We start from the raw sequence: 20,656 nt of genomic DNA, 5'->3' as shown, positions 1-20,656 counted from the left end.
GCTCGGTCCCTAGAAAGGAAGCTCAGCGCTCAAAGCCGATGTAATCGGCGAACTGCTTGAGAATCAGGCTCCAGATGGAAAAACTTGAGTCGAGATTCTCTCGCGAAATGCCGTACTCAAGGTTCACATCGTACTCGATCACCGCATCCAGATCTGAGTCTAGATAGGCCTTGCCGAAGCGCTTGTCGCGATTCCAGGCATTGATGGCATCCAGCGCCTGCTTGTTGTCGCGAAATCCGGCGTAGAAATTCAAATCCTCGCAGTCGGAATGCGTGTCGGAGCAATTGCGGAAGAACAGGTAGTAGGAAACACCTTCAATCTCCCCGGAGATCATCGGGTTGCCGTTGGCGGCGCTGTCCATCTGCGCCGACCCATAGCCGCGTGCCACTTCGGCAACCTTGTCCGGATCGGTACCATCTACCAGCACCTGCGCCACGGCGTTCCCGCTCAAGAGGACGATCAGCATCGCAACGGCCAGTGACGCGCGCAAACCCATTATGCTCTCCCTCACCGGGTGGCCTAACACCACTATCGTTCCCATAGCTTCAGCGATGGTACACCTTTGTCTGAGGACGGCAACGTGGAGCGCACCGAATCCTGCTGAGCTATGCATGAAGGGCAGGGGTGGCCTGCCCGGTTCCCCCGACGTCGCAAAATGCCGCCATCGACCGGATTTCGGGACCTCTGCCGCGAAAATCCGCGCAAAGAATCCTTGACGCAATGACTCAGGGGACGTAAAGAGGCGCCACCTTAACAGTCGGTCGTGAGTTTCACACGGGTATCTGCCACCTAGCGCGGGCATCCAGGGCACTCAAACACACTGCTAAAGGCAAGAAGACGTAGCAAATCTTTGTGCGCATGAACGCCTGCCGTCTGGCCGGTGGTCCGCTGCATTCAAAGGCGCCGCTGACCCAAAACGGGTATAGCGAGCGCCGTTTTGGTTTGCTGCATCTTTCGCGAGCACGAATTTCGGACGGATGGAAAGAGCGCAATGCCGACCATTAATCAGTTGATCCGCAAGCCCCGGGTTTCCAAGCCCAAGCGGAACAAGGTCCCGGCGATGGAGGCGAACCCGCAGAAGCGCGGCGTTTGCTCCCGTGTCTATACGACCACCCCCAAGAAGCCTAACTCGGCACTGCGCAAGGTGGCCAAGGTTCGCCTGACGAACACCCGTGAAGTCATTTCCTATATCCCCGGCGAAGGCCACAACCTGCAGGAACACTCGGTCGTGCTGATCCGTGGCGGCCGCGTTCGCGACCTTCCCGGTGTGCGCTACCATGTGCTGCGCGGCGTCCTCGACACACAGTCGGTCAAGGATCGCAAGCAGCGCCGTTCGAAGTACGGCGCGAAGCGGCCGAAGTAAGGAGAGCTTTAGATGTCCCGTCGTCACCGCGCCGAGAAGCGTGAAGTTATCCCAGATCCCAAGTTTGGCGATCTCGTCGTCACCAAGTTCATGAATTCGCTCATGGAAGACGGCAAGAAGTCGGCTGCTGAAAGCATCGTCTATGGTGCTTTCGACATCGTCGAGAGCAAGACCAAGCAGGACCCGATCACTGTGTTCCACACAGCGCTCGACAATGTCCGGCCTGCCGTTGAAGTGCGCTCGCGCCGCGTTGGCGGTGCCACGTACCAGGTTCCGGTCGAGGTCCGCACCGACCGTCAGCAGGCACTGGCCATTCGCTGGCTCATCGAATCCGCCCGCAAGCGTGGTGAGCACACCATGCGCGAGCGTCTGTCCGGCGAACTCATGGACGCGCTGAACGGCCGCGGCCAGGCCGTCAAGAAACGCGAAGACACGCACCGTATGGCTGATGCCAACCGTGCCTTCTCGCACTACCGCTGGTAATCGGAAGGCACGACCAAGATGGCTCGCGAATATTCGATCAATCATTACCGCAACTTCGGCATCATGGCTCACATCGATGCTGGCAAGACCACGACAACCGAGCGTGTGCTCTACTACACCGGTAAGAGCCACAAGATCGGTGAAGTTCACGATGGCGCAGCCACCATGGACTGGATGGAGCAGGAGCAGGAGCGCGGCATTACCATTACGTCGGCCGCGACCACGACCTTCTGGAAGGGCCGTGACGGCACGCCGTTCCGCTTTAACATCATCGACACTCCCGGCCACGTGGACTTCACCATTGAAGTCGAGCGTTCGCTCCGCGTCCTCGACGGCGCCATTGCGCTGCTCGACGGCAACCAGGGCGTTGAGCCGCAGACCGAGACCGTCTGGCGTCAGGCCGACAAGTACAACGTGCCGCGCCTGATCTTCGTCAACAAGATGGACAAGACCGGGGCTGATTTTTACTACTGCCTCGATACCATGGACAAGCGCCTCGGCATCAAGCCCGTGGTGATGCAGCTGCCGATCGGCGCTGAGACCGAGTTCAAGGGCGTTGTTGACCTGATCGAGATGAATGCGCTCGTCTGGCGCAACGAAGAGCTTGGTGCTCAGTGGGACGTCGTGGAGATCCCGGAAGATCTCAAGGCGCGCGCCGTTGAGTATCGCGAGAAGCTCGTCGAGACCGCCGTCGAGATGGACGATGCGGCGACCGAAGCCTACCTGAATGGCGAAATGCCGAGCAACGAAACGCTCCGTCAGCTGATCCGCAAGGGCACCTGCGACGTGAAGCTCTATCCGGTGTTCTGTGGTTCGGCCTTCAAGAACAAGGGCGTGCAGCCTCTGCTCGACGGCGTCATCGACTTCCTGCCGTCGCCGATCGATATCCCGGCGATCAAGGGTATCGACGTGAAGACCGAGGCCGAGATCGAGCGCCACGCCGATGACAGCGAGCCGCTCTCGATGCTGGCTTTCAAGATTGCCAACGACCCGCATATGGGCTCGCTGACCTTCTGCCGCATCTATTCGGGTCACGTTGAAGCCGGCGCCATGCTGGAAAATACGGTCAAGGAAAAGCGCGAGCGCGTTGGTCGCATGTTCCAGATGCACGCCAACAGCCGTGAGCAGATCAACGAAGCTTTCGCTGGTGACATTGTCGCTATCGTCGGCCTCAAGGACACGACGACGGGCGATACGCTCTCGGATCCTGCCAACAAGGTGATCCTTGAGCGCATGGAGTTTCCGGAGCCGGTCATCGACATCGCCGTGGAGCCCAAGTCCAAGGCCGACCAGGAGAAGATGGGCCTTGCCCTCGCTCGCCTGGCTGCCGAAGACCCGAGCTTCCGCGTCAAGACCGACGAAGAATCCGGCCAGACCATTATCTCGGGCATGGGCGAACTGCATCTCGACATTCTCGTCGACCGCATGCGCCGCGAGTTCAAGGTGGAAGCCAATATCGGTGCGCCGCAGGTGGCTTATCGTGAAGCCATTACGCGTCGGGTCGAACACGACTATACCCACAAGAAGCAGTCCGGCGGTTCGGGCCAGTTCGCTCGTATCAAGTTCGTCATCGAGCCAAATGAAGCCGGCAAGGGCTTCGAGTTCGAGTCGGCGATCGTCGGCGGCAACGTGCCCAAGGAATACGTGCCGGGCGTGCAGAAGGGTGTGGCCTCGGTCATGGGTTCTGGCCCGATCATCGGCTTCCCGATCGTTGACGTGAAGTTCACGCTGGTGGACGGCGCCTACCATGACGTTGACTTTTCGGTTCTCGCCTTCGAAATCGCCGGCCGCGCGGGCTTCCGCGAAGCTATCGAGAAGGCCGCTCCGAAGATCCTCGAGCCGATCATGCGCGTTGAAGTGCTGACCCCGGAAGACTATGTGGGCGATGTCATCGGCGACCTCAATTCACGTCGCGGCCAGATCCGCGGCACAGAGGCCCGCGGCATTGCTCAGGTGATCGACGCCATGGTGCCGCTTGCCAACATGTTCGGCTACGTGAACTCGCTCCGCTCGATGAGCCAGGGACGTGCTCAGTACAGCATGACCTTCGACCACTACGAGCAGGTGCCTCAGGCGGTCGCTACCGAAGTCCAGGCCAAGTACGCCTAAAACAACAAACTGAAACTCAAGGTTGGCCGTAGGGCTAACGAATACGGAGAGAAGCGATGGGCAAGGAAAAGTTTTCCCGCAATAAGCCTCACTGCAACATCGGCACCATCGGTCACGTTGACCATGGCAAGACCTCGCTGACTGCAGCGATCACCAAGGTCCTGGCTGAAACCGGTGGCGCAACCTTCAAGGCGTACGATCAGATCGACGCGGCGCCCGAAGAAAAGGCACGCGGCATCACCATCAACACCGCCCACGTCGAGTATGAGACGGAAAACCGTCACTACGCTCACGTCGACTGCCCCGGCCACGCCGACTATGTGAAGAACATGATCACCGGCGCTGCCCAGATGGATGGCGCGATCCTGGTCGTGTCGGCTGCCGACGGCCCGATGCCGCAGACCCGCGAGCACATCCTGCTCGCCCGTCAGGTTGGCGTGCCGGCTCTCGTAGTGTTCCTGAACAAGTGCGACATGGTCGACGATCCGGAGCTTCTCGAGCTCGTCGAGCTCGAAGTTCGTGAGCTGCTGTCGTCCTATGAATTCCCGGGCGACGATATCCCGGTGATCAAGGGTTCGGCTACCGAAGCCCTCAGCAACGGCGATCCGAAGCTCGGCCACGACGCCGTTCTCGAGCTGATGCGCAATGTTGACGAATATATCCCGCAGCCGGAACGTCCGGTTGACCTGCCGTTCCTGATGCCGATCGAAGACGTGTTCTCGATCTCGGGTCGTGGCACCGTGGTCACCGGCCGTGTCGAACGCGGCATCGTCAAGGTTGGCGAAGAAGTCGAGATCGTCGGCATCAAGGCAACCCAGAAAACGACCGTTACCGGCGTTGAAATGTTCCGCAAGCTGCTCGATCAGGGCCAGGCTGGCGACAACATCGGCGCGCTGATCCGCGGCATCGACCGTACGCAGGTCGAGCGTGGCCAGGTTCTCTGCAAGCCCGGTTCGGTTCTGCCGCACACCGAGTTCGTTGCCGAAGCGTACATTCTGACCAAGGAAGAGGGTGGCCGTCATACGCCGTTCTTTGCCAACTACCGTCCGCAGTTCTACTTCCGCACCACCGACGTGACCGGTGTTGTGACCCTGCCGGAAGGCACGGAAATGGTGATGCCGGGCGACAACGTGAACATCAATGTTCAGCTGATCGTGCCGATCGCCATGGAAGAGAAGCTCCGCTTCGCTATCCGTGAAGGTGGCCGCACCGTCGGCGCCGGCGTGGTTGCCAAGATCCTGAAGTAATTCTGGGTACCGAGGAGCGGCGCGCTACTTCAAGTGCGCCGCGATCCATTTTTCGCTAGGAAAACAAGATGAACGGTCAAAACATTCGCATCCGGCTCAAGGCGTTTGACCATCGTGTTCTCGATACCTCGACCCGCGAAATCGTCAATACGGCGAAGCGCACAGGTGCACAGGTTCGCGGGCCGATCCCGCTGCCGACGCGAATTGAGAAGTTTACGGTGAACCGCTCGCCGCACATCGACAAGAAGTCGCGTGAGCAGTTTGAGATCCGGACCCACAAGCGCCTGCTGGACATCGTGGATCCCACGCCGCAGACGGTTGATGCACTGATGAAGCTTGATCTTGCCGCCGGCGTCGACGTCGAAATCAAGCTCTAGATAACGAGTTTTCGCGCTGATCACCAAAAGGGTCCTCTTGGAATAATGACCCGGTCACGCGCCAAAGAGAAAAGGTAACAACCGATGCGTTCTGGTTTGATCGCACAGAAGCTGGGCATGACCCGGATCTTCACTGAGGACGGCAATCACGTCCCGGTGACAGTTCTTGGTCTGCAGAACTGCCAGGTGGTGGGTCAGCGCACTCAGGAGAAGGACGGCTACACGGCCCTCCAGCTCGGCGCAGGCACCGTCAAGGCAAAGAACACGACCAAGGCAGAGCGCGGCCAGTTCGCCGTCGCCAAGGTCGAGCCCAAGCGTCAGGTAACAGAGTTTCGTGTCGATCCTGCGAACCTCATCGAAGTCGGCGCGACTATGCAGGCCGATCACTTCGTTGAAGGTCAGCTGGTCGATGTGACCGGAACTTCGATCGGTAAAGGCTTTGCCGGCGGTATGAAGCGCTGGAATTTCGGTGGTCTGCGTGCCACGCACGGTGTGTCCGTTTCGCACCGTTCGCACGGCTCCACCGGTCAGCGCCAGGATCCCGGCAAGGTGTTCAAAGGCAAGAAGATGGCCGGCCACATGGGCGACCGTCGTGTAACCACCCAGAATCTGCGGGTCGTGCGCACCGATGTGGAGCGCGGGCTGATCATGATCGAGGGTGCGGTCCCGGGCTCCAAGGGCGGCTGGATCATGATCAAGGACGCCGTCAAGAAGCCGGCGCCCACAGGTGTACAGACTCCGGGCTCGTTCAAGCCCGCAGCCGCTGGGGAGACGATTTAATGGAACTCCAGATCACCTCTCTGGATGGCAAGGCCGGCGGTTCGGTCACTTTGAAGGACGATATTTTCGGCCTGGAAGTGCGCTCGGACATCCTCCACCGCATGGTCCGCTATCAGCAGCTCAAGGCGATGTCCGGCACGCATGACGTGAAGAACCGCTCTGAAGGCAATCGGACGGGCAAGAAGTTCGTCAAGCAGAAGGGCTCGGGCGGCGCTCGCCATGGCGATCGCAAAGCGCCGCAGTTCCGTGGTGGTGGCCGTGCATTCGGTCCGACGCCGCGCAGCCACGCCATCGACCTTCCCAAGAAGGTCCGTGCCATGGCCCTCAAGCATGCGCTTTCGGCCAAGGCCAAGGCCGGCGAGATCTCGATCGTCGACAGCCTTGCAACCAAGGAAGCCAAGACTGCGGCGCTCCGCGTTCAGTTCGGCAAGCTCGAATGGTCCAACGCGCTCATCATTGATGGGGCGGAGGTCGACAAGAATTTCGCCCTCGCGGCGCGCAACATTCCGCAGATCGATGTTCTGCCGGTGCAGGGGATCAATGTCGTCGACATTCTCCGTCGCCAGCGTCTCGTTCTGACCAAGGCAGCGCTTGACGCGCTGGAGGCACGGTTCGCATGAGCAAGCTCCGTCACTACGACGTCATTCGTAACCCCGTCGTGACTGAAAAGTCGACGATGGCATCCGAGCACGGCCAGGTCGTGTTCGATGTGTCGATCGATGCCACCAAGCCCGAGATCAAGGCCGCCGTCGAGGCGCTGTTCTCGGTCAAGGTCAAGGCAGTCAACACCTCGATCCGCAAGGGCAAGGTGAAGCGCTTCCGCCAGGAACTTGGCACCCGCAAGGACGTCAAGAAAGCAGTTGTAACCCTGGTCGATGGCCAGTCGATCGACATTTCGACCGGCATCTGAGGGGAGAGAGAACAATGGCTCTAAAAACTTACAATCCGACCTCTCCGGGCCGCCGCCAGCTTGTCACGACCGATCGGTCTGAGCTTTGGAACGGCGCTCCGGTGAAGGCTCTGACCGTTGGTCTGAGCTCCAAGGGCGGTCGCAACAACGCCGGTCGCATTACGGCCTATCACCGCGGTGGTGGTCACAAGCGGTCCTACCGCATCGTCGACTTCAAGCGCGTCAAGTTCGACGTCGTCGGCACTGTGGAACGCCTTGAGTACGATCCCAACCGCACGGCCTGGATCGCACTGGTGAACTACGAGGACGGTGAGCAGGCCTATATCGTTGCTCCGCAGCGTCTGTCGGCTGGCGACAAGGTTGTCTCGTCGATGGGTTCTGTCGACGTCAAGCCCGGCAATGCGATGCCGCTGGAGCGTATGCCGGTCGGTACCATCGTCCATAACGTCGAGATGAAGCCCCGCAAGGGTGGTCAGATCGCACGGTCGGCCGGTACGTACGCGCAGTACGTTGGTCGCGACCAGGGTTGGGCGATCCTTCGCCTGAACTCGGGCGAGCAGCGTAAGGTGCACGGGACCTGCCTGGCTACGGTTGGTGCAGTTTCCAACCAGGACCATGGCAACACCTCGATCGGCAAGGCCGGTCGCAGCCGCTGGCTCGGCCGCAAGCCGGTCAACCGTGGTGTGACCATGAACCCGGTCGATCACCCGCACGGCGGCGGCGAAGGCCGCACCTCTGGTGGCCGTCATCCGGTTTCCCCTTGGGGCAAGCCGACGAAGGGCAAGAGGACACGCAGTAACAAGTCGACGGACCAGTTTATCGTCCGCTCGCGTCACGTGAAGAAGGGCCGCTAAGCCATGACTCGCTCAGTATGGAAGGGTCCGTTCGTTGACGGTTATCTGCTCAAGAAGGCAGACAAGTCTCGCGAAAGCGGCCGTAACGAAGTCATCAAGATCTGGAGCCGTCGTTCGACGATCCTGCCGCAGTTCGTTGGTCTCACCTTCGGCGTCCACAACGGCCACAAGCACGTGCCTGTTGCGGTCAATGAAGACATGATCGGCCACAAGTTTGGCGAGTTCGCTCCGAGCCGCACCTACTACGGTCACTCGGCCGACAAGAAGGCCAAGAGGAAATAAAGATGGGCAAGCCGAAAACTCCGCGCGCTCTCAAGGACAACGAGGCCAAGGCCACGCTGCGCATGCTGCGCGGCTCGGGCCAGAAGCTGAACCTCGTTGCCGCTTTGATCCGTGGCAAGAAAGTCGACAAGGCCCTGGCCGAGCTCGAATTCTCCCGCAAGCGCATCTCCGGTGCTGTCAAGAAGACGCTCGAGAGCGCCATTGCCAATGCCGAGAACAACCATGGTCTCGACACCGATACTCTGGTGGTTGCCGAGGCCTATGTTGGCGACAGCCTGGTGATGAAGCGCTTCATGGCTCGTGGCCGTGGCAAGTCTGCCCGCGTCGAGAAGCCTTTTTCGAACCTGACGATTGTGGTTCGCCAAGTTGAGGAGACCGCATAATGGGTCAGAAGATCAACCCGATCGGTCTGCGCCTCGGCATCAACCGCACCTGGGATTCGCGCTGGTACGCGAACAAGGGTGAGTACGGTTCGCTGCTGCAGGAAGATCTGAAAATTCGCGAGACCCTGCTTGAAGATCTCAAGCAGGCTGCGGTCTCCAAGATCGTCATCGAGCGTCCGCACCGCAAGTGCCGCGTGTCGATCCACACTGCCCGCCCGGGCATCGTGATCGGCAAGAAGGGCGCTGATATCGACAAGATCCGCGCCAAGGTGAAGAAGTTCACTGACAGCGAAGTGCACATCAACATCGTTGAGGTGCGCAAGCCCGAGACCGATGCCGCTCTTGTGGCGCAGGGCATTGCCCAGCAGCTCGAGCGTCGTGTGGCGTTCCGTCGCGCCATGAAGCGCGCAGTGCAGACGTCTATCCGTATGGGCGCCGGCGGCATCCGCGTGAACGTCGGTGGCCGTCTCGGCGGCGCTGATATCGCCCGGACGGAATGGTACCGTGAAGGCCGCGTGCCGCTGCATACGCTGCGTGCGGACATCGACTACGGCACTGCTGAAGCCAAGACGACCTACGGCATCATCGGTATCAAGGTCTGGATCTTCAAGGGCGAAGTTCTCGAGCACGACCCCACGGCGCACGAGCGTCGCGCCACCGAAGGCGGCGAGGGTGGTCAGGGCCAGCGCCGTGAACGCGATGATCGTCGTGACGATCGCCGCGATCGCGCGAACTGAGAAGGCATCAGATAAATGCTGCAACCAAAACGTACTAAGTTCCGCAAGGCGCACAAGGGCCGCATCCATGGCAATGCCAAGGGCGGTACCAACCTGGATTTCGGCCAGTATGGCCTGAAGGCCCAGGAGCCGGAGCGTGTCACCGCTCGCCAGATCGAGGCGGCCCGCCGCGCGATCACGCGTGAGATGAAGCGTGCCGGTCGCGTCTGGATCCGCATCTTCCCGGACCTGCCGGTTTCCAAGAAGCCGACCGAAGTCCGCATGGGTAAGGGCAAGGGTTCGGTGGAATACTGGACGGCGCGCGTCAAGCCGGGCCGCATCCTGTTCGAAATCGACGGCGTCCCCGAGGACGTTGCCAAGGAAGCCCTGCGTCTCGGCGCCATGAAGCTTCCAATCATCACGCGGGTTGTCACCCGCATTGCGGACTGAGAACCATGGCAGCCAAGACCAGTAAATCAGCGGCCAAGGCGGGCGGAGACAAGGTCTCCAAGCACGCCGACATGCGCGCCAAGACCCCCGACGAACTGAAGGATCAGCTCGTCGGTCTGAAGAAAGAACAGTTCAACCTGCGTTTCCAGCGTGCGACCCAGCAGCTGGAAGCTCCCGCTCAGATCCGGAAGGTCCGCCGCGAAATCGCGCGGGTCAAGACGATCCTGGGCGAGAAGTCCGCAGCAAAGTAAGGAGCCAAGATGCCCAAGCGCCAGTTGCAGGGGACGGTGGTCTCCGACACGAATGAAAAGACCGTCGTGGTGCGCGTCGATCGCGCTTTCACCCACCCGGTGATGAAGAAGACGGTGCGCCGGTCCAAGAAGTACCACGCTCACGACGAGGCCAATGCGGCCAAGGTCGGCGACATGGTGTGGATCGAGGAATGCGCACCCATTAGCAAGAATAAGCGCTGGACCCTTGTGTCTCACGCGTAACTTCGGATTTACGGCTCGCCGGATAGGGCAGGTCGCAAGAAACAAAGAAGGCATCAAGCCATGATTCAGATGCAGTCAAATCTCGACGTAGCGGATAATTCCGGGGCGCGTCGTGTCATGTGCATCAAGGTGCTGGGCGGTTCGCATCGCAAGTATGCATCGGTCGGCGACATCATCGTCGTATCGGTCAAGGATGCCATTCCGCGTGGTCGTGTGAAGAAGGGCCAGGTCATGAAGGCCGTGGTCGTCCGGACCGCGTTCCCGGTGCGTCGCCAGGATGGCACGATCATCCGTTTTGATCGCAATGCCGCTGTGCTGATCAACAACCAGTCCGAGCCGATTGGTACCCGTATCTTCGGGCCAGTGCCGCGCGAACTGCGTTCCAAGAACCACATGAAGATTATCTCGCTCGCGCCGGAGGTGCTGTAATGGCCGCCAAGATTAAAAAGGGCGACAAGGTCGTCGTTCTGGCCGGCAGGGACAAGGGCAAGACTGGTGAAGTCCTGCAGGTTATTCCCGATGAGTCGCGTGCTGTCGTGCAGGGCGTGAATCTCGTTCGCCGCCATACCAAGCAGACGGCCAATCAGGAGTCCGGCATTTTTACCAAGCCGGCCCCGATCCATCTGTCCAATATCGCAGTTGCGGATGCCAACGGGAAAGCCACCCGTGTCGGCTTCCAGATCAAAGACGGCGTCAAGTCGCGCGTCGCCAAATCGACCGGAGATTCCATCGATGGCTGAGACCTCTTACGTCCCGCGCCTTCGCACGCAGTATGACCAGGAGATCCGCAAGGGTCTAACTGAGCAGTTCGGTTACAAGAACGTCATGCAGCTGCCCAAGCTCGACAAGATCGTGCTCAACATGGGCGTCGGCGAAGCCGTCAATGATACCAAGAAGGTGCGCGCTGCCGCTGCCGATCTCGAATTGATCGCCGGTCAGAAGCCCGTCATCACCCACGCCCGCAAGTCAATCGCCGGCTTCAAGGTGCGTGAAGAGATGCCGCTTGGCGTGAAGGTGACCCTTCGCAAAACGCGCATGTACGAATTCCTGGATCGCATGGTGAACATCGCTCTGCCGCGCGTCCGTGACTTCCGTGGACTGAACCCGAACTCCTTTGACGGCCGCGGCAACTATGCCATGGGCATCAAGGAGCACATCATTTTCCCGGAAATCGCCTACGACCAGATCGATCAGGTTTGGGGCATGGACGTCATCATCTGCACCACTGCGCAGACCGACGACGAAGCCCGGGCCCTCCTTAAGGCATTCAATTTCCCCTTCCGGCAGTAACGGAAGAGAGAAGGAAGAGACATGGCAAAGACCAGCTCAATCGAGAAGAACAACCGCCGCAAGCAGATGGCCAAGCAGTATGGCGCCAAGCGCGCTGCACTCAAGGCCCTTGCGATGGACCAGAAGCTCCCGCTGGAGGAGCGTTTCGCCGCCCAGCTGAAGCTTGCTGCCCTGCCGCGCAATTCTTCGCCGAACCGCGTCCGTAACCGCTGCGAAGTGTCGGGCCGTCCGCGCGCCTACTATCGCAAGCTCAAGATGAGCCGTATCGCCCTGCGCGAACTGGGCAATCTCGGGCAGGTCCCGGGCCTGGTCAAGTCGAGCTGGTAAGGAGAAAAGAGAATGGCCCTTACTGATCCGCTTGGGGATATGCTGACCCGCATCCGTAACGCCCAGATGCGCCGCAAGGAAGTCGTCCTGACGCCTGCGTCGACGCTTCGCGGCCGCGTGCTGGACGTCCTCCAGTCTGAAGGTTTCATCCGCGGCTATACCGAGCAGAAGCTCGATAACGGCATTGCCGAGTTTGCGATTGAACTGAAGTATTCCGAGAACATCCCGGTTATCCGTACGATCGAGCGTGTCTCGCGTCCGGGCCGTCGGGTGTATGCCTCGGTCAAGAATATCCCCTCGGTTGCCAATGGCCTGGGTGTGTCGATCATGTCGACTCCCAAGGGCGTGATGGCCGATCATGAAGCAAAATCCCAGAATCTGGGTGGTGAGGTACTCTGCCGCGTCTTCTAGTTTGAAGGCGGGGTAAGACGATTACTCCAAAGGAAGAATGGAATGTCTCGTACAGGCAAGAAGCCGATTGCGCCGGTGAGTGGCGTAACAGTGGCGATCAACGACCGCCAGGTGTCCGTCAAGGGCCCCAAGGGTGAACAGTCGCTGACGCTGATGGATATCGTGAACGTCAAGCAGACCGACGACGGCCTTGTCGTCGAGCCGGCAAACGATACCCAGGAGGCTCGCGCCGCTTGGGGCACGACCCGCGCTCTGATCAACAACATGGTTGTTGGCGTCAAGGATGGCTTCGAAAAGAAGCTGCAGATCCAGGGCGTCGGTTACCGTGCTGCCATGCAGGGCAAGGACCTCAAGCTCTCGCTCGGCTTCAGCCATGAAGTTGTGTACGAGACGCCCAAGGGGATCACCCTGGCGACTCCGACCCAGACCGAAGTGACGATCTCCGGTTCGGACAAGCAGCAGGTCGGTCAGGTTGCGGCCAATATCCGCGCCTACCGTAAGCCGGAGCCCTACAAGGGCAAGGGCGTCCGTTATGTGGGTGAGTACATCGCCCGCAAAGAAGGCAAGAAGAAGTAAGGAGCCGCCATGCCAATTACCCTCAAGGGAGCGGATCGCCGCAAGGCTCGCGTTCGCAAGGCGCTCAAGGCTCGTGCAAACGGTCGCCCGCGTCTGTCCGTCCACCGCTCGGACAAGAACATCTATGCCCAGATCATCGACGACGCGACGGGCCGTACGCTCGCTGCAGCTTCGACGCTGGACAAGGACGTCAAGGCCAAGGTCAAGAACGGCGCGACATCCGACGCCGCTGCGGCCATCGGCAAGCTGATTGCCGAGCGCGGAATTGCCGCCAAGGTATCCGAGGTCATCTTCGACCGCGGTTCCTATCTCTTTCACGGCCGGGTCAAAGCCCTGGCGGATGCTGCCCGTGAGGGCGGCCTGCAGTTCTAGGAAGGCTGACACGCTATGAGAGACGTTCACAACGAACGCGACAGTGAGTTTGTCGATCGCCTGGTGCACATCAACCGTGTGGCCAAGGTGGTTAAGGGCGGTAAGCGCTTCGGTTTCGCTGCCCTGGTGGTGGTTGGTGACCAGAAGGGCCGCGTTGGCTTCGGTCACGGCAAGGCCCGTGAAGTTCCGGAGGCGATCCGCAAGGCGACCGAGCAGGCCAAGCGCCAGCTGATCCGGGTGCCGCTGCGTGAAGCCCGGACGCTGCACCACGATGTGGTCGGCCGTCACGGGGCAGGGCGCGTTATCCTGCGTGCTGCCGTTGCCGGTACCGGTATCATCGCCGGTGGTCCGATGCGCGCCGTCTTCGAGACGCTGGGCATCAACGATATCGTCGCCAAGTCGCAGGGTACTGCGAACCCCTATAACATGGTGCGGGCCACCTTTGACGCGCTCAAGCGCGTTGATAGCCCGCGCTCAGTCGCGCAGCGTCGCGGTATCAAGGTCTCGGAACTGCAGGCTCGCCGCGGCGAGGAAGCAGCGACCGAGGCTTGATAGAGAGTTCGGAGAACCACGATGGCTGACAAGACCGTCACAGTTGAGCAGATCGCAAGCCCCACGCGCCGTCCGAAGGACCAGCGCGCCACGCTGATCGGTCTTGGTCTCAACAAGATCCGCCGGCAGTCGACGCTGAAGGACACCCCCGAAGTGCGCGGCATGATTGCCAAGCTGCCGCACCTCGTCCGCGTCGTCGACAGCAAGTAACAGGGAACCGCGACCATGACTCGTTTGAATGAACTTCGCGACAATCCCGGCGCCAACAAGAAGCGCGTGCGCGTTGGGCGTGGTATTGGTTCGGGCGTCGGCAAGACCGGTGGCCGTGGTGGCAAGGGCCAGACGGCACGCTCCGGCGTCGCCATCAACGGCTTCGAAGGCGGCCAGATGCCGCTCCACATGCGTATGCCGAAGCGCGGCTTCAACGTGCCCAATCCCAAGCACTATGTCGCTCTGCGCCTTGATCGCATCCAGGCCTATATCGACAGCGGCAAGCTGGACGTGAAGGGCGTGGTTGATGCCCAGGCACTCGTCAAGGCCGGCGTTATTCGCCGCGAGCTCGACGGTGTGCGGCTGATCGGTGCTGGCCTGACCGCCAAGAAGGTCACCTTCAAGGTTGCCTACGCAACCAAAGGCGCCATCGCAGCTATTGAAGCTGCCGGCGGCAAGGTCGATATGCCTCAGGCTGAGACCAAGGCTGACGCCTAAGAGCGCCTGGCCCCAAATCCAGGCATGATCCCGGACCGTTCCGGCTTGGGATCATGCGGTACACAAGGAAATGGAGCGTAGTTTCGATCCGGATCGAAACGAACGCGCTCTAGGGAGCGACTATGGCGTCCGCAGCCGAACAACTGGCCAAAAACCTGAATTTTGGCACGTTCTCAAAAGCCAAGGCCCTTCAGCAGCGCATCTGGTTCACACTGGGTGCGTTGCTCGTCTATCGTCTGGGCACTTACATTCCCGTGCCGGGGATCGACCCGGCAGCCTATGCGCAGAGCTTCGAGACTGCGCGGCAGGGCATTGCCGGCATGTTCGACATGTTCGCCGGTGGCGCCGTGCAGCGTATGGCCATCTTTGCGCTGAACCTCATTCCCTACATCACCGCCTCGATCGTCGTGCAGGTGATTTCGACCGCCTCGCCGCGCCTCGAGGCGCTGAAAAAAGAAGGCGAGAGCGGCCGCCGCAAGCTCAACCAGTACACCCGGTACCTCGCAGTCGTCTTCTGCGCCGTGCAGGCCTACGGGATTGCCGTAGGTCTAGAGGCCAGTCAGGGCGTCGTGCTCAATCCGGGCTGGTTCTTCCGCCTGTCGACCGTCATCACGCTGGTCGGCGGCACCATGTTCCTGATGTGGCTGGGCGAACAGATCACGTCGCGCGGTGTCGGCAACGGCATCTCGCTGATCATCTTCGCCGGTATTGTGGCCAATCTGCCGGGAACGATCGTCCAGACGCTCGAACTGAGCCGGACCGGGGCTCTGCCGACCATCTGGGTCGTCGGCCTCCTCGTCATCGCCATCGTGGTGATCGCGGTAATCGTCTTCTTTGAACGCGCCCAGCGCCGGCTGCTGATCCAGTATCCGAAGCGCCAGGTGGGCAACAAGATGTTCCAGGGCGATACCTCGCACCTGCCGCTCAAGCTCAACACCGCCGGTGTTATTCCGGTGATCTTCGGCTCGTCGCTGCTGCTGCTGCCGGCCACCATTGCCTCGTTCGCATCGCAGGGTGACGCGCCGCAATGGTTGCAGGTCACGGCAGCCTTGCTGGGTCGCGGTCAGCCGCTCTATCTGACCCTCTTCGCCGTCCTGATCATCTTCTTCGCGTTCTTCTATACGTCCATCGTGTTCAACCCGACGGACACCGCCGACAACCTCAAGAAGTCCGGCGGCTTCATTCCAGGCATTCGCCCTGGTGAGCGTACTGCCCAGCACATCGACTACGTGCTGACGCGTATCACCGTGGTCGGGGCGCTCTACCTGACGGTCGTTGCCCTTATTCCGGAACTGATCCACAGCCAGCTCAATGTCAGCCAGTTCATCGGCGGCACATCGCTGCTGATCATGGTGACGGTGACACTGGATACGATCAGCCAGGTTCAAAGCCACCTCATTGCTCAGCAGTACGAGGGGCTCGTCAAGAAGTCGCGACTGGGGGGCAAACGCCGATGAGACTGATACTCCTGGGACCGCCTGGGGTGGGCAAAGGCACACAGGCCAAAATCCTGGTTGAAGCCTACGGCATACCGCAGCTCTCGACCGGTGACATTCTCCGTTCGGCAATCGCCAACAAGACGGCGATGGGACTTGCAGCCAAGGAAGTCATGGATCGCGGCGACCTGGTGTCGGATCAGATCGTCAACGGCATCGTGTCGGAGCGTCTCGACAGCGAAGACTGCAAGCCGGGTTTCATTCTCGATGGCTTTCCGCGGACCATTCCGCAGGCCGACGCCCTTGCCCGGATGCTTGAGGAAAAGGGTATGGCGCTCGATGCCGTCGTCCAGATCACGGCTGATGCCGACGTGCTGGTCGAGCGTATTGCCAATCGGGCAAAGGAAAATGCGGGCGGCGCGCGCGCCGACGATAATGTCGAAGTCGTGCGCAATCGCCTCGACGTCTACAAGCAGCAGACCGCGCCTCTGGTCGACTACTATCGGGGCAAGGGGCTTCTCAGGTCCGTGGACGGAACCAAGCCAATCGGCGACGTAACGGCCGCGATACGCGAGGTTCTGCATAACTAGTATTCCGTTGGTCCGAGGCTTGACAGTTGACAAGCTCCGGGCCAGCCCATAGAACCGCGCCAGTCTCATGGATAGTTGGGCTGGATTCGGTTTCCTCAATTGAGTTGAGGGATCGGTGTCCGGTCCCTTGTTGTTATGAACGGTTCGGGGAATCACCCGGCTGACTAAAGGAGAGCGGACGTGGCTCGTATTGCTGGCGTCAACATCCCGACGAACAAGCGCGTGGTGATCGCGCTTCAGTACATCCATGGGATCGGCGAGAAATTCGCCACTGACATTACTGAAAAGGTCGGGATTCCGGCCGAACGTCGCGTCAATGAACTGACCGACGCTGAAGTCATCCAGATCCGCGAAGCCATCGACCGTGAATACGTCGTGGAAGGTGATCTTCGCCGCAATGTGGCGATGAACATCAAGCGCCTGATGGATCTTGGCAACTATCGTGGCCTGCGCCATCGTCGTGGCCTTCCGGTCCGCGGCCAGCGTACGCACACCAATGCCCGTACCCGCAAGGGTCCGGCCAAGCCGATCGCCGGCAAGAAGAAGTAAGAGCGGGGCGCTTCATGCGCTCCCGATGTAGCTGCTGGCATCACGGCAGCGTCGATATCGAACTGAGGAATAAAATTGGCTAAAGCTGAAGTCGCGCGCGTTCGTCGTAAGGAACGCAAGAATATCACAAATGGCGTTGCCCACGTGAACGCCTCCTTCAACAACACCATGGTTACCATCACCGACGTTCAGGGGAACACCATCTCCTGGTCTTCGTCGGGCGTGATGGGCTTCAAGGGCTCGCGCAAGTCGACGCCCTATGCCGCCCAGGTTGCTGCTGAAGATGCTGCCCGCAAGGCGCAGGAACACGGCATGAAGACCCTTGAGGTCGAAGTGCGCGGTCCCGGTTCGGGCCGTGAATCGGCGCTTCGCGCGCTGCAGGCTGCTGGCTTCAACGTCACCAGCATTCGCGATGTCACCTCCATTCCCCACAACGGCTGCCGTCCGCGCAAGCGCCGTCGCGTCTAGCCCTTCTTTGGGTTTGTCCCCGGCGCGCCACGGCCGGGGTGACATTGCATGAACGGATGAGCGGTCTGGCGGACCGCGATTTTGAAAGGACTTAACCGTGACCATCCAGAGAAACTGGCAGGAACTGATTAAGCCGACCAAGCTGGATATCGTTTCGGGCAGCGACGACAATCGCACTGCCTCGGTGGTCGCTGAGCCGCTGGAGCGCGGCTATGGCTTGACCCTGGGCAATGCCCTGCGTCGCGTGCTGCTGTCGTCCCTTCAGGGCGCAGCTGTCACCGCCATCCAGATCGACGGCATCCTGCACGAATTCTCGTCGCTTCCGGGCGTACGTGAAGACATTACCGACCTCGTGCTCAACGTCAAGGAAATCGCCCTGCGCATGGAGGCCGAAGGCCCGAAGCGCCTGACCCTCACCAAGCAGGGTCCGGGTGCCGTGACGGCTGGCGACATCAAGGTGACCGGCGATACCGAAGTGCTTAATCCCGAGCTGGTGATCTGCCACCTCGACGACGGCGCCGAGATCAACATCGAGTTCACAGTCAACAACGGCAAGGGCTATGTGCCGGCCGATCGCAACCGTCCCGATGATGCGCCGATCGGCTACATCCCGGTCGACGCGCTGTTTTCGCCCGTGCGTCGCGTCTCCTACAAGGTGGACGCCACCCGCGCCGGCGAGAGCCTCGACAAGGACAAGCTGACCCTGCAGGTCGAAACCAACGGCGCCATTTCGCCGGAAGACGCCGTGGCTTATGCCGCGCGCATCCTGCAGGACCAGTTGACCGTTTTCGTCAACTTCGAAGAGCCCAGCAAGGAAAAGACCCAGGACGCCGTCCCGGAGCTTGCCTTCAATCCGGCGCTTCTCAAGAAGGTGGACGAACTCGAGCTGTCGGTCCGTTCGGCCAACTGCCTCAAGAACGACAACATCGTCTACATCGGCGACCTCATCCAGAAGACCGAGGCCGAGATGCTCCGCACGCCGAATTTCGGGCGCAAGTCGCTGAACGAAATCAAGGAAGTGCTGGCGCAGATGGGCCTCCACCTCGGGATGGACGTCGCCAACTGGCCGCCTGAGAACATCGACGATCTGGCCAAGCGCTACGAAGACCATTATTAAGCGCGCTGTGTTCCGGATTTCCGGTTCGAACGCGCGACCACGAAGAGACAACTAGCCCGTCGAGAGACGCGCCCCTGTAGGGAGTCAAACAATGCGCCACGGTAATGCAAACCGTAAGCTCAATCGGACTGCGAGCCACCGTAAGGCGATGTTCGCGAACATGTCTGCCGCGCTGATCAAGCACGAGCAGATCATCACCACCTTGCCCAAGGCCAAGGAACTGCGCCCGATCGTGGAAAAGCTGATCACGCTCGGCAAGCGCGGCGACCTGCATGCCCGTCGTCAGGCCATTGCCCAGATGAAGGACGAGACGCAGGTCAAGAAGCTCTTCGACATCCTCGGCCCGCGTTACAAGGACCGGAATGGCGGCTACATCCGCATCCTCAAGGCCGGCTTCCGCTTCGGCGACAATGCCCCTCAGGCCGTCATCGAATTCGTCGATCGCGACGTCGATGCCAAGGGCCTCGACTCCGGCCCGGTGCAGGTCCGTGAAGAGGACGAAGCCGAAGCGGCTTGATCGCTCGAGCAACTTCAGACCAGTTCAAGGCGGTCGGGTGTCCCCGGCCGCCTTTTTTGTTGCCAGCCAGGAGAGATTGGCAGTGGAGTTCGGCAGCAGATGTGATCGACCAAGGCCAACCATGAGTTGCCTGACGCTGCTTCGGACCGTACGGAAAGTGAACTGATACCTTTAGGCTTGGCGTAACGTGCGGATCACAGCCACGCACCTAATGAAAAGCCGCCGGACCCGCTCCGGCCGCGGTTAGCTCGGGGGAATGCACGTTGGTTGAAAAGAACTTGGTGCTGGTAACTGGCGCCACGGGGTTCGTGGGCAAGTGGACTGTCCTGCGGCTCCTTGAGGCGGGCTATTCCGTGAGAGGCACGATCCGGTCGATGGGGCGGGCACCGGACGTGTTCCGCACGGTCGGCGATCAGCTCGGCCGCGACCACGCGGCGCGCCTTGAACTGGTCGAAGCCGATCTTCTCGCCGACAAGGGATGGTCCGAGGCAATGCGCGACGTCAGTGCCGTCATGCATGTCGCCGCTGCCATTCGGGGCGACGAGCCCAAGGACCAGGATCTGGTCATCCGTCCGGCGCTCGAAGGCACCGAACGCGTCCTGAAGGCCGCCCATGCCGCCGGCATCCAGCGCGTCATCATGACCTCCTCGATTGCCACCGTGGGATATGGCCACGGTCATACCTCCGGACGGCGGGTCTATGACGAGAGCCATTTCACCAATCTCGATGCCATGAAGTTCAAGTGGGCCTACTGCATCGGCAAGACGCGCGCCGAACGGTTCGCTTGGGATTTCGTCAAGGCCAATGGCATGGCGCTCACAACCATTCACCCCGGCGCCATCATCGGTCCGGCGCTGGACGCCGATGCGAGTATTTCCGTGGGACTGGTTTCAGGGCTGCTTGACGGAACGACGCCGGCAGTGCCCAGCAACGGCTTCTGCCTGATTGACGTCCGTGATGTGGCCGACCTGCATGTCGCCGCTCTGGAGAACCCGCAGTCGATTGGCGAGCGCTATCTCGCCACGTCGGACTACACCCCGTTCCCCAAGGTCGCCGAGATCCTTCAGCAGGCCTATCCGGAGCGCAAGATATCCTCGAAATCGGTGCCGGACTGGATCATCAAGATCATCGCCATGTTCGGCGGCCCGGCCCGCCAGATCATCAATGACATCGGCAACGAGAAGGTATTCGACGGCTCCAAGGGCGAGCGCCTGCTGGGTCGCAAGTTCCTCTCCGGGAAGGACTCGATACTCGCCACCGCCGAGAGCGTGATCCGCCTGGGCATGGTCTGACCG

At 60.6% G+C, this 20,656-nt stretch carries 33 protein-coding genes; 32 read left to right on the top strand and 1 reads right to left on the bottom strand.

The window, feature by feature from the left end:
* Positions 1-22 precede the first annotated feature (22 nt).
* Positions 23-496 (bottom strand): YbjN domain-containing protein, encoded by a 474-nt coding sequence (locus AC0L4C_RS16020; protein ID WP_473400700.1) that lies wholly within the window; start codon positions 494-496, stop codon positions 23-25.
* A gap of 495 nt (positions 497-991) precedes the next feature.
* Here AC0L4C_RS16020 and rpsL point away from each other — a divergent pair, with 495 nt between their 5' ends.
* From rpsL to AC0L4C_RS15860, 32 genes are all read left to right on the top strand, one after another.
* A complete protein-coding gene (rpsL, locus tag AC0L4C_RS16015) occupies positions 992-1,363 on the top strand; it encodes a 30S ribosomal protein S12 (RefSeq protein WP_395814118.1) in 372 nt (123 codons plus the stop codon).
* 12 nt (positions 1,364-1,375) lie between these two features.
* Complete coding sequence (gene rpsG, locus AC0L4C_RS16010; RefSeq protein ID WP_473400699.1) at positions 1,376-1,846, top strand: 30S ribosomal protein S7; 471 nt, start codon at positions 1,376-1,378, stop codon at positions 1,844-1,846.
* A gap of 18 nt (positions 1,847-1,864) precedes the next feature.
* Positions 1,865-3,955 carry an elongation factor G gene (gene fusA, locus AC0L4C_RS16005; RefSeq protein WP_473400698.1) on the top strand — a complete coding sequence of 697 codons (2,091 nt, stop codon included), beginning with the start codon at positions 1,865-1,867 and terminating at the stop codon, positions 3,953-3,955.
* Between the two features lie 56 nt (positions 3,956-4,011).
* Positions 4,012-5,202, top strand: a complete 1,191-nt coding sequence (gene tuf / locus AC0L4C_RS16000; RefSeq protein WP_473400697.1) for an elongation factor Tu — start codon at positions 4,012-4,014, stop codon at positions 5,200-5,202.
* 68 nt (positions 5,203-5,270) lie between these two features.
* Positions 5,271-5,579: a 30S ribosomal protein S10 gene (gene rpsJ, locus AC0L4C_RS15995; RefSeq protein WP_035038345.1), complete on the top strand. Its 309-nt coding sequence runs from the start codon at positions 5,271-5,273 to the stop codon at positions 5,577-5,579.
* Positions 5,580-5,663: 84 nt separating this feature from the next.
* On the top strand, positions 5,664-6,359 hold the full coding sequence (gene rplC, locus AC0L4C_RS15990) for a 50S ribosomal protein L3 (RefSeq protein ID WP_473400696.1): 696 nt from the start codon (positions 5,664-5,666) through the stop codon (positions 6,357-6,359).
* Positions 6,359-6,979, top strand: a complete 621-nt coding sequence (rplD, locus tag AC0L4C_RS15985; RefSeq protein WP_473400695.1) for a 50S ribosomal protein L4 — start codon at positions 6,359-6,361, stop codon at positions 6,977-6,979. Before rplC ends, rplD begins: the two co-directional genes overlap by 1 nt.
* Positions 6,976-7,269, top strand: coding sequence for a 50S ribosomal protein L23 (locus AC0L4C_RS15980; RefSeq protein WP_473400694.1), 294 nt, complete (start codon positions 6,976-6,978; stop codon positions 7,267-7,269). Before rplD ends, AC0L4C_RS15980 begins: the two co-directional genes overlap by 4 nt.
* 14 nt (positions 7,270-7,283) lie before the next feature.
* Positions 7,284-8,123, top strand: coding sequence for a 50S ribosomal protein L2 (rplB, locus tag AC0L4C_RS15975; protein WP_473400693.1), 840 nt, complete (start codon positions 7,284-7,286; stop codon positions 8,121-8,123).
* 3 nt (positions 8,124-8,126) lie between these two features.
* Positions 8,127-8,405: a 30S ribosomal protein S19 gene (gene rpsS / locus AC0L4C_RS15970; RefSeq protein WP_473400692.1), complete on the top strand. Its 279-nt coding sequence runs from the start codon at positions 8,127-8,129 to the stop codon at positions 8,403-8,405.
* A gap of 2 nt (positions 8,406-8,407) precedes the next feature.
* Positions 8,408-8,788, top strand: a complete 381-nt coding sequence (rplV, locus tag AC0L4C_RS15965; RefSeq protein WP_473400691.1) for a 50S ribosomal protein L22 — start codon at positions 8,408-8,410, stop codon at positions 8,786-8,788.
* Positions 8,788-9,525, top strand: a complete 738-nt coding sequence (rpsC, locus tag AC0L4C_RS15960; protein WP_473400690.1) for a 30S ribosomal protein S3 — start codon at positions 8,788-8,790, stop codon at positions 9,523-9,525. Before rplV ends, rpsC begins: the two co-directional genes overlap by 1 nt.
* Positions 9,526-9,540: 15 nt before the next feature.
* The gene (gene rplP / locus AC0L4C_RS15955; RefSeq protein ID WP_395814098.1) at positions 9,541-9,954 is read left to right on the top strand and encodes a 50S ribosomal protein L16; all 414 of its coding nucleotides are present in this window, start codon (positions 9,541-9,543) and stop codon (positions 9,952-9,954) included.
* Positions 9,955-10,025: 71 nt separating this feature from the next.
* On the top strand, positions 10,026-10,205 hold the full coding sequence (rpmC, locus tag AC0L4C_RS15950) for a 50S ribosomal protein L29 (protein ID WP_473403535.1): 180 nt from the start codon (positions 10,026-10,028) through the stop codon (positions 10,203-10,205).
* Between the two features lie 9 nt (positions 10,206-10,214).
* Positions 10,215-10,448, top strand: a complete 234-nt coding sequence (rpsQ, locus tag AC0L4C_RS15945; protein ID WP_473400689.1) for a 30S ribosomal protein S17 — start codon at positions 10,215-10,217, stop codon at positions 10,446-10,448.
* 60 nt (positions 10,449-10,508) lie between these two features.
* Entirely contained in the window at positions 10,509-10,877 is a 369-nt protein-coding gene (gene rplN, locus AC0L4C_RS15940; RefSeq protein ID WP_473400688.1) for a 50S ribosomal protein L14, read from the top strand.
* Positions 10,877-11,188 carry a 50S ribosomal protein L24 gene (gene rplX / locus AC0L4C_RS15935; protein ID WP_473400687.1) on the top strand — a complete coding sequence of 104 codons (312 nt, stop codon included), beginning with the start codon at positions 10,877-10,879 and terminating at the stop codon, positions 11,186-11,188. Before rplN ends, rplX begins: the two co-directional genes overlap by 1 nt.
* Positions 11,181-11,738, top strand: a complete 558-nt coding sequence (gene rplE / locus AC0L4C_RS15930) for a 50S ribosomal protein L5 (RefSeq protein ID WP_473400686.1) — start codon at positions 11,181-11,183, stop codon at positions 11,736-11,738. The genes rplX and rplE overlap by 8 nt, the downstream gene beginning before the upstream one ends.
* A gap of 21 nt (positions 11,739-11,759) precedes the next feature.
* Positions 11,760-12,065, top strand: coding sequence for a 30S ribosomal protein S14 (gene rpsN / locus AC0L4C_RS15925; RefSeq protein WP_473400685.1), 306 nt, complete (start codon positions 11,760-11,762; stop codon positions 12,063-12,065).
* A 12-nt stretch (positions 12,066-12,077) separates the two neighbouring features.
* Positions 12,078-12,476: a 30S ribosomal protein S8 gene (gene rpsH / locus AC0L4C_RS15920; RefSeq protein WP_473400684.1), complete on the top strand. Its 399-nt coding sequence runs from the start codon at positions 12,078-12,080 to the stop codon at positions 12,474-12,476.
* 42 nt (positions 12,477-12,518) lie between these two features.
* On the top strand, positions 12,519-13,052 hold the full coding sequence (gene rplF, locus AC0L4C_RS15915; RefSeq protein WP_473400683.1) for a 50S ribosomal protein L6: 534 nt from the start codon (positions 12,519-12,521) through the stop codon (positions 13,050-13,052).
* Positions 13,053-13,061: 9 nt separating this feature from the next.
* The gene (gene rplR, locus AC0L4C_RS15910; RefSeq protein WP_473400682.1) at positions 13,062-13,424 is read left to right on the top strand and encodes a 50S ribosomal protein L18; all 363 of its coding nucleotides are present in this window, start codon (positions 13,062-13,064) and stop codon (positions 13,422-13,424) included.
* A 15-nt stretch (positions 13,425-13,439) separates the two neighbouring features.
* Entirely contained in the window at positions 13,440-13,976 is a 537-nt protein-coding gene (gene rpsE, locus AC0L4C_RS15905) for a 30S ribosomal protein S5 (protein WP_473400681.1), read from the top strand.
* 21 nt (positions 13,977-13,997) lie between these two features.
* A complete protein-coding gene (gene rpmD / locus AC0L4C_RS15900) occupies positions 13,998-14,186 on the top strand; it encodes a 50S ribosomal protein L30 (RefSeq protein WP_473400680.1) in 189 nt (62 codons plus the stop codon).
* A gap of 15 nt (positions 14,187-14,201) precedes the next feature.
* A complete protein-coding gene (gene rplO / locus AC0L4C_RS15895) occupies positions 14,202-14,684 on the top strand; it encodes a 50S ribosomal protein L15 (protein ID WP_473400679.1) in 483 nt (160 codons plus the stop codon).
* Positions 14,685-14,806: 122 nt separating this feature from the next.
* A complete protein-coding gene (gene secY / locus AC0L4C_RS15890) occupies positions 14,807-16,141 on the top strand; it encodes a preprotein translocase subunit SecY (RefSeq protein ID WP_473400678.1) in 1,335 nt (444 codons plus the stop codon).
* Entirely contained in the window at positions 16,138-16,710 is a 573-nt protein-coding gene (locus tag AC0L4C_RS15885) for an adenylate kinase (protein ID WP_473400677.1), read from the top strand. Before secY ends, AC0L4C_RS15885 begins: the two co-directional genes overlap by 4 nt.
* A gap of 180 nt (positions 16,711-16,890) precedes the next feature.
* Positions 16,891-17,259 (top strand): 30S ribosomal protein S13, encoded by a 369-nt coding sequence (gene rpsM / locus AC0L4C_RS15880; protein ID WP_473400676.1) that lies wholly within the window; start codon positions 16,891-16,893, stop codon positions 17,257-17,259.
* Positions 17,260-17,334: 75 nt separating this feature from the next.
* Positions 17,335-17,727 carry a 30S ribosomal protein S11 gene (gene rpsK, locus AC0L4C_RS15875; protein WP_072338673.1) on the top strand — a complete coding sequence of 131 codons (393 nt, stop codon included), beginning with the start codon at positions 17,335-17,337 and terminating at the stop codon, positions 17,725-17,727.
* A 97-nt stretch (positions 17,728-17,824) separates the two neighbouring features.
* Entirely contained in the window at positions 17,825-18,844 is a 1,020-nt protein-coding gene (locus tag AC0L4C_RS15870) for a DNA-directed RNA polymerase subunit alpha (RefSeq protein WP_473400675.1), read from the top strand.
* A 91-nt stretch (positions 18,845-18,935) separates the two neighbouring features.
* A complete protein-coding gene (rplQ, locus tag AC0L4C_RS15865; RefSeq protein ID WP_473400674.1) occupies positions 18,936-19,361 on the top strand; it encodes a 50S ribosomal protein L17 in 426 nt (141 codons plus the stop codon).
* 281 nt (positions 19,362-19,642) lie between these two features.
* A complete protein-coding gene (locus AC0L4C_RS15860) occupies positions 19,643-20,653 on the top strand; it encodes an NAD-dependent epimerase/dehydratase family protein (protein ID WP_473403534.1) in 1,011 nt (336 codons plus the stop codon).
* Positions 20,654-20,656 lie beyond the last annotated feature (3 nt).

Source organism: Devosia sp. J20-27 (assembly GCF_055808595.1).
This window is presented reverse-complemented; position numbering and strand designations above follow the sequence as displayed.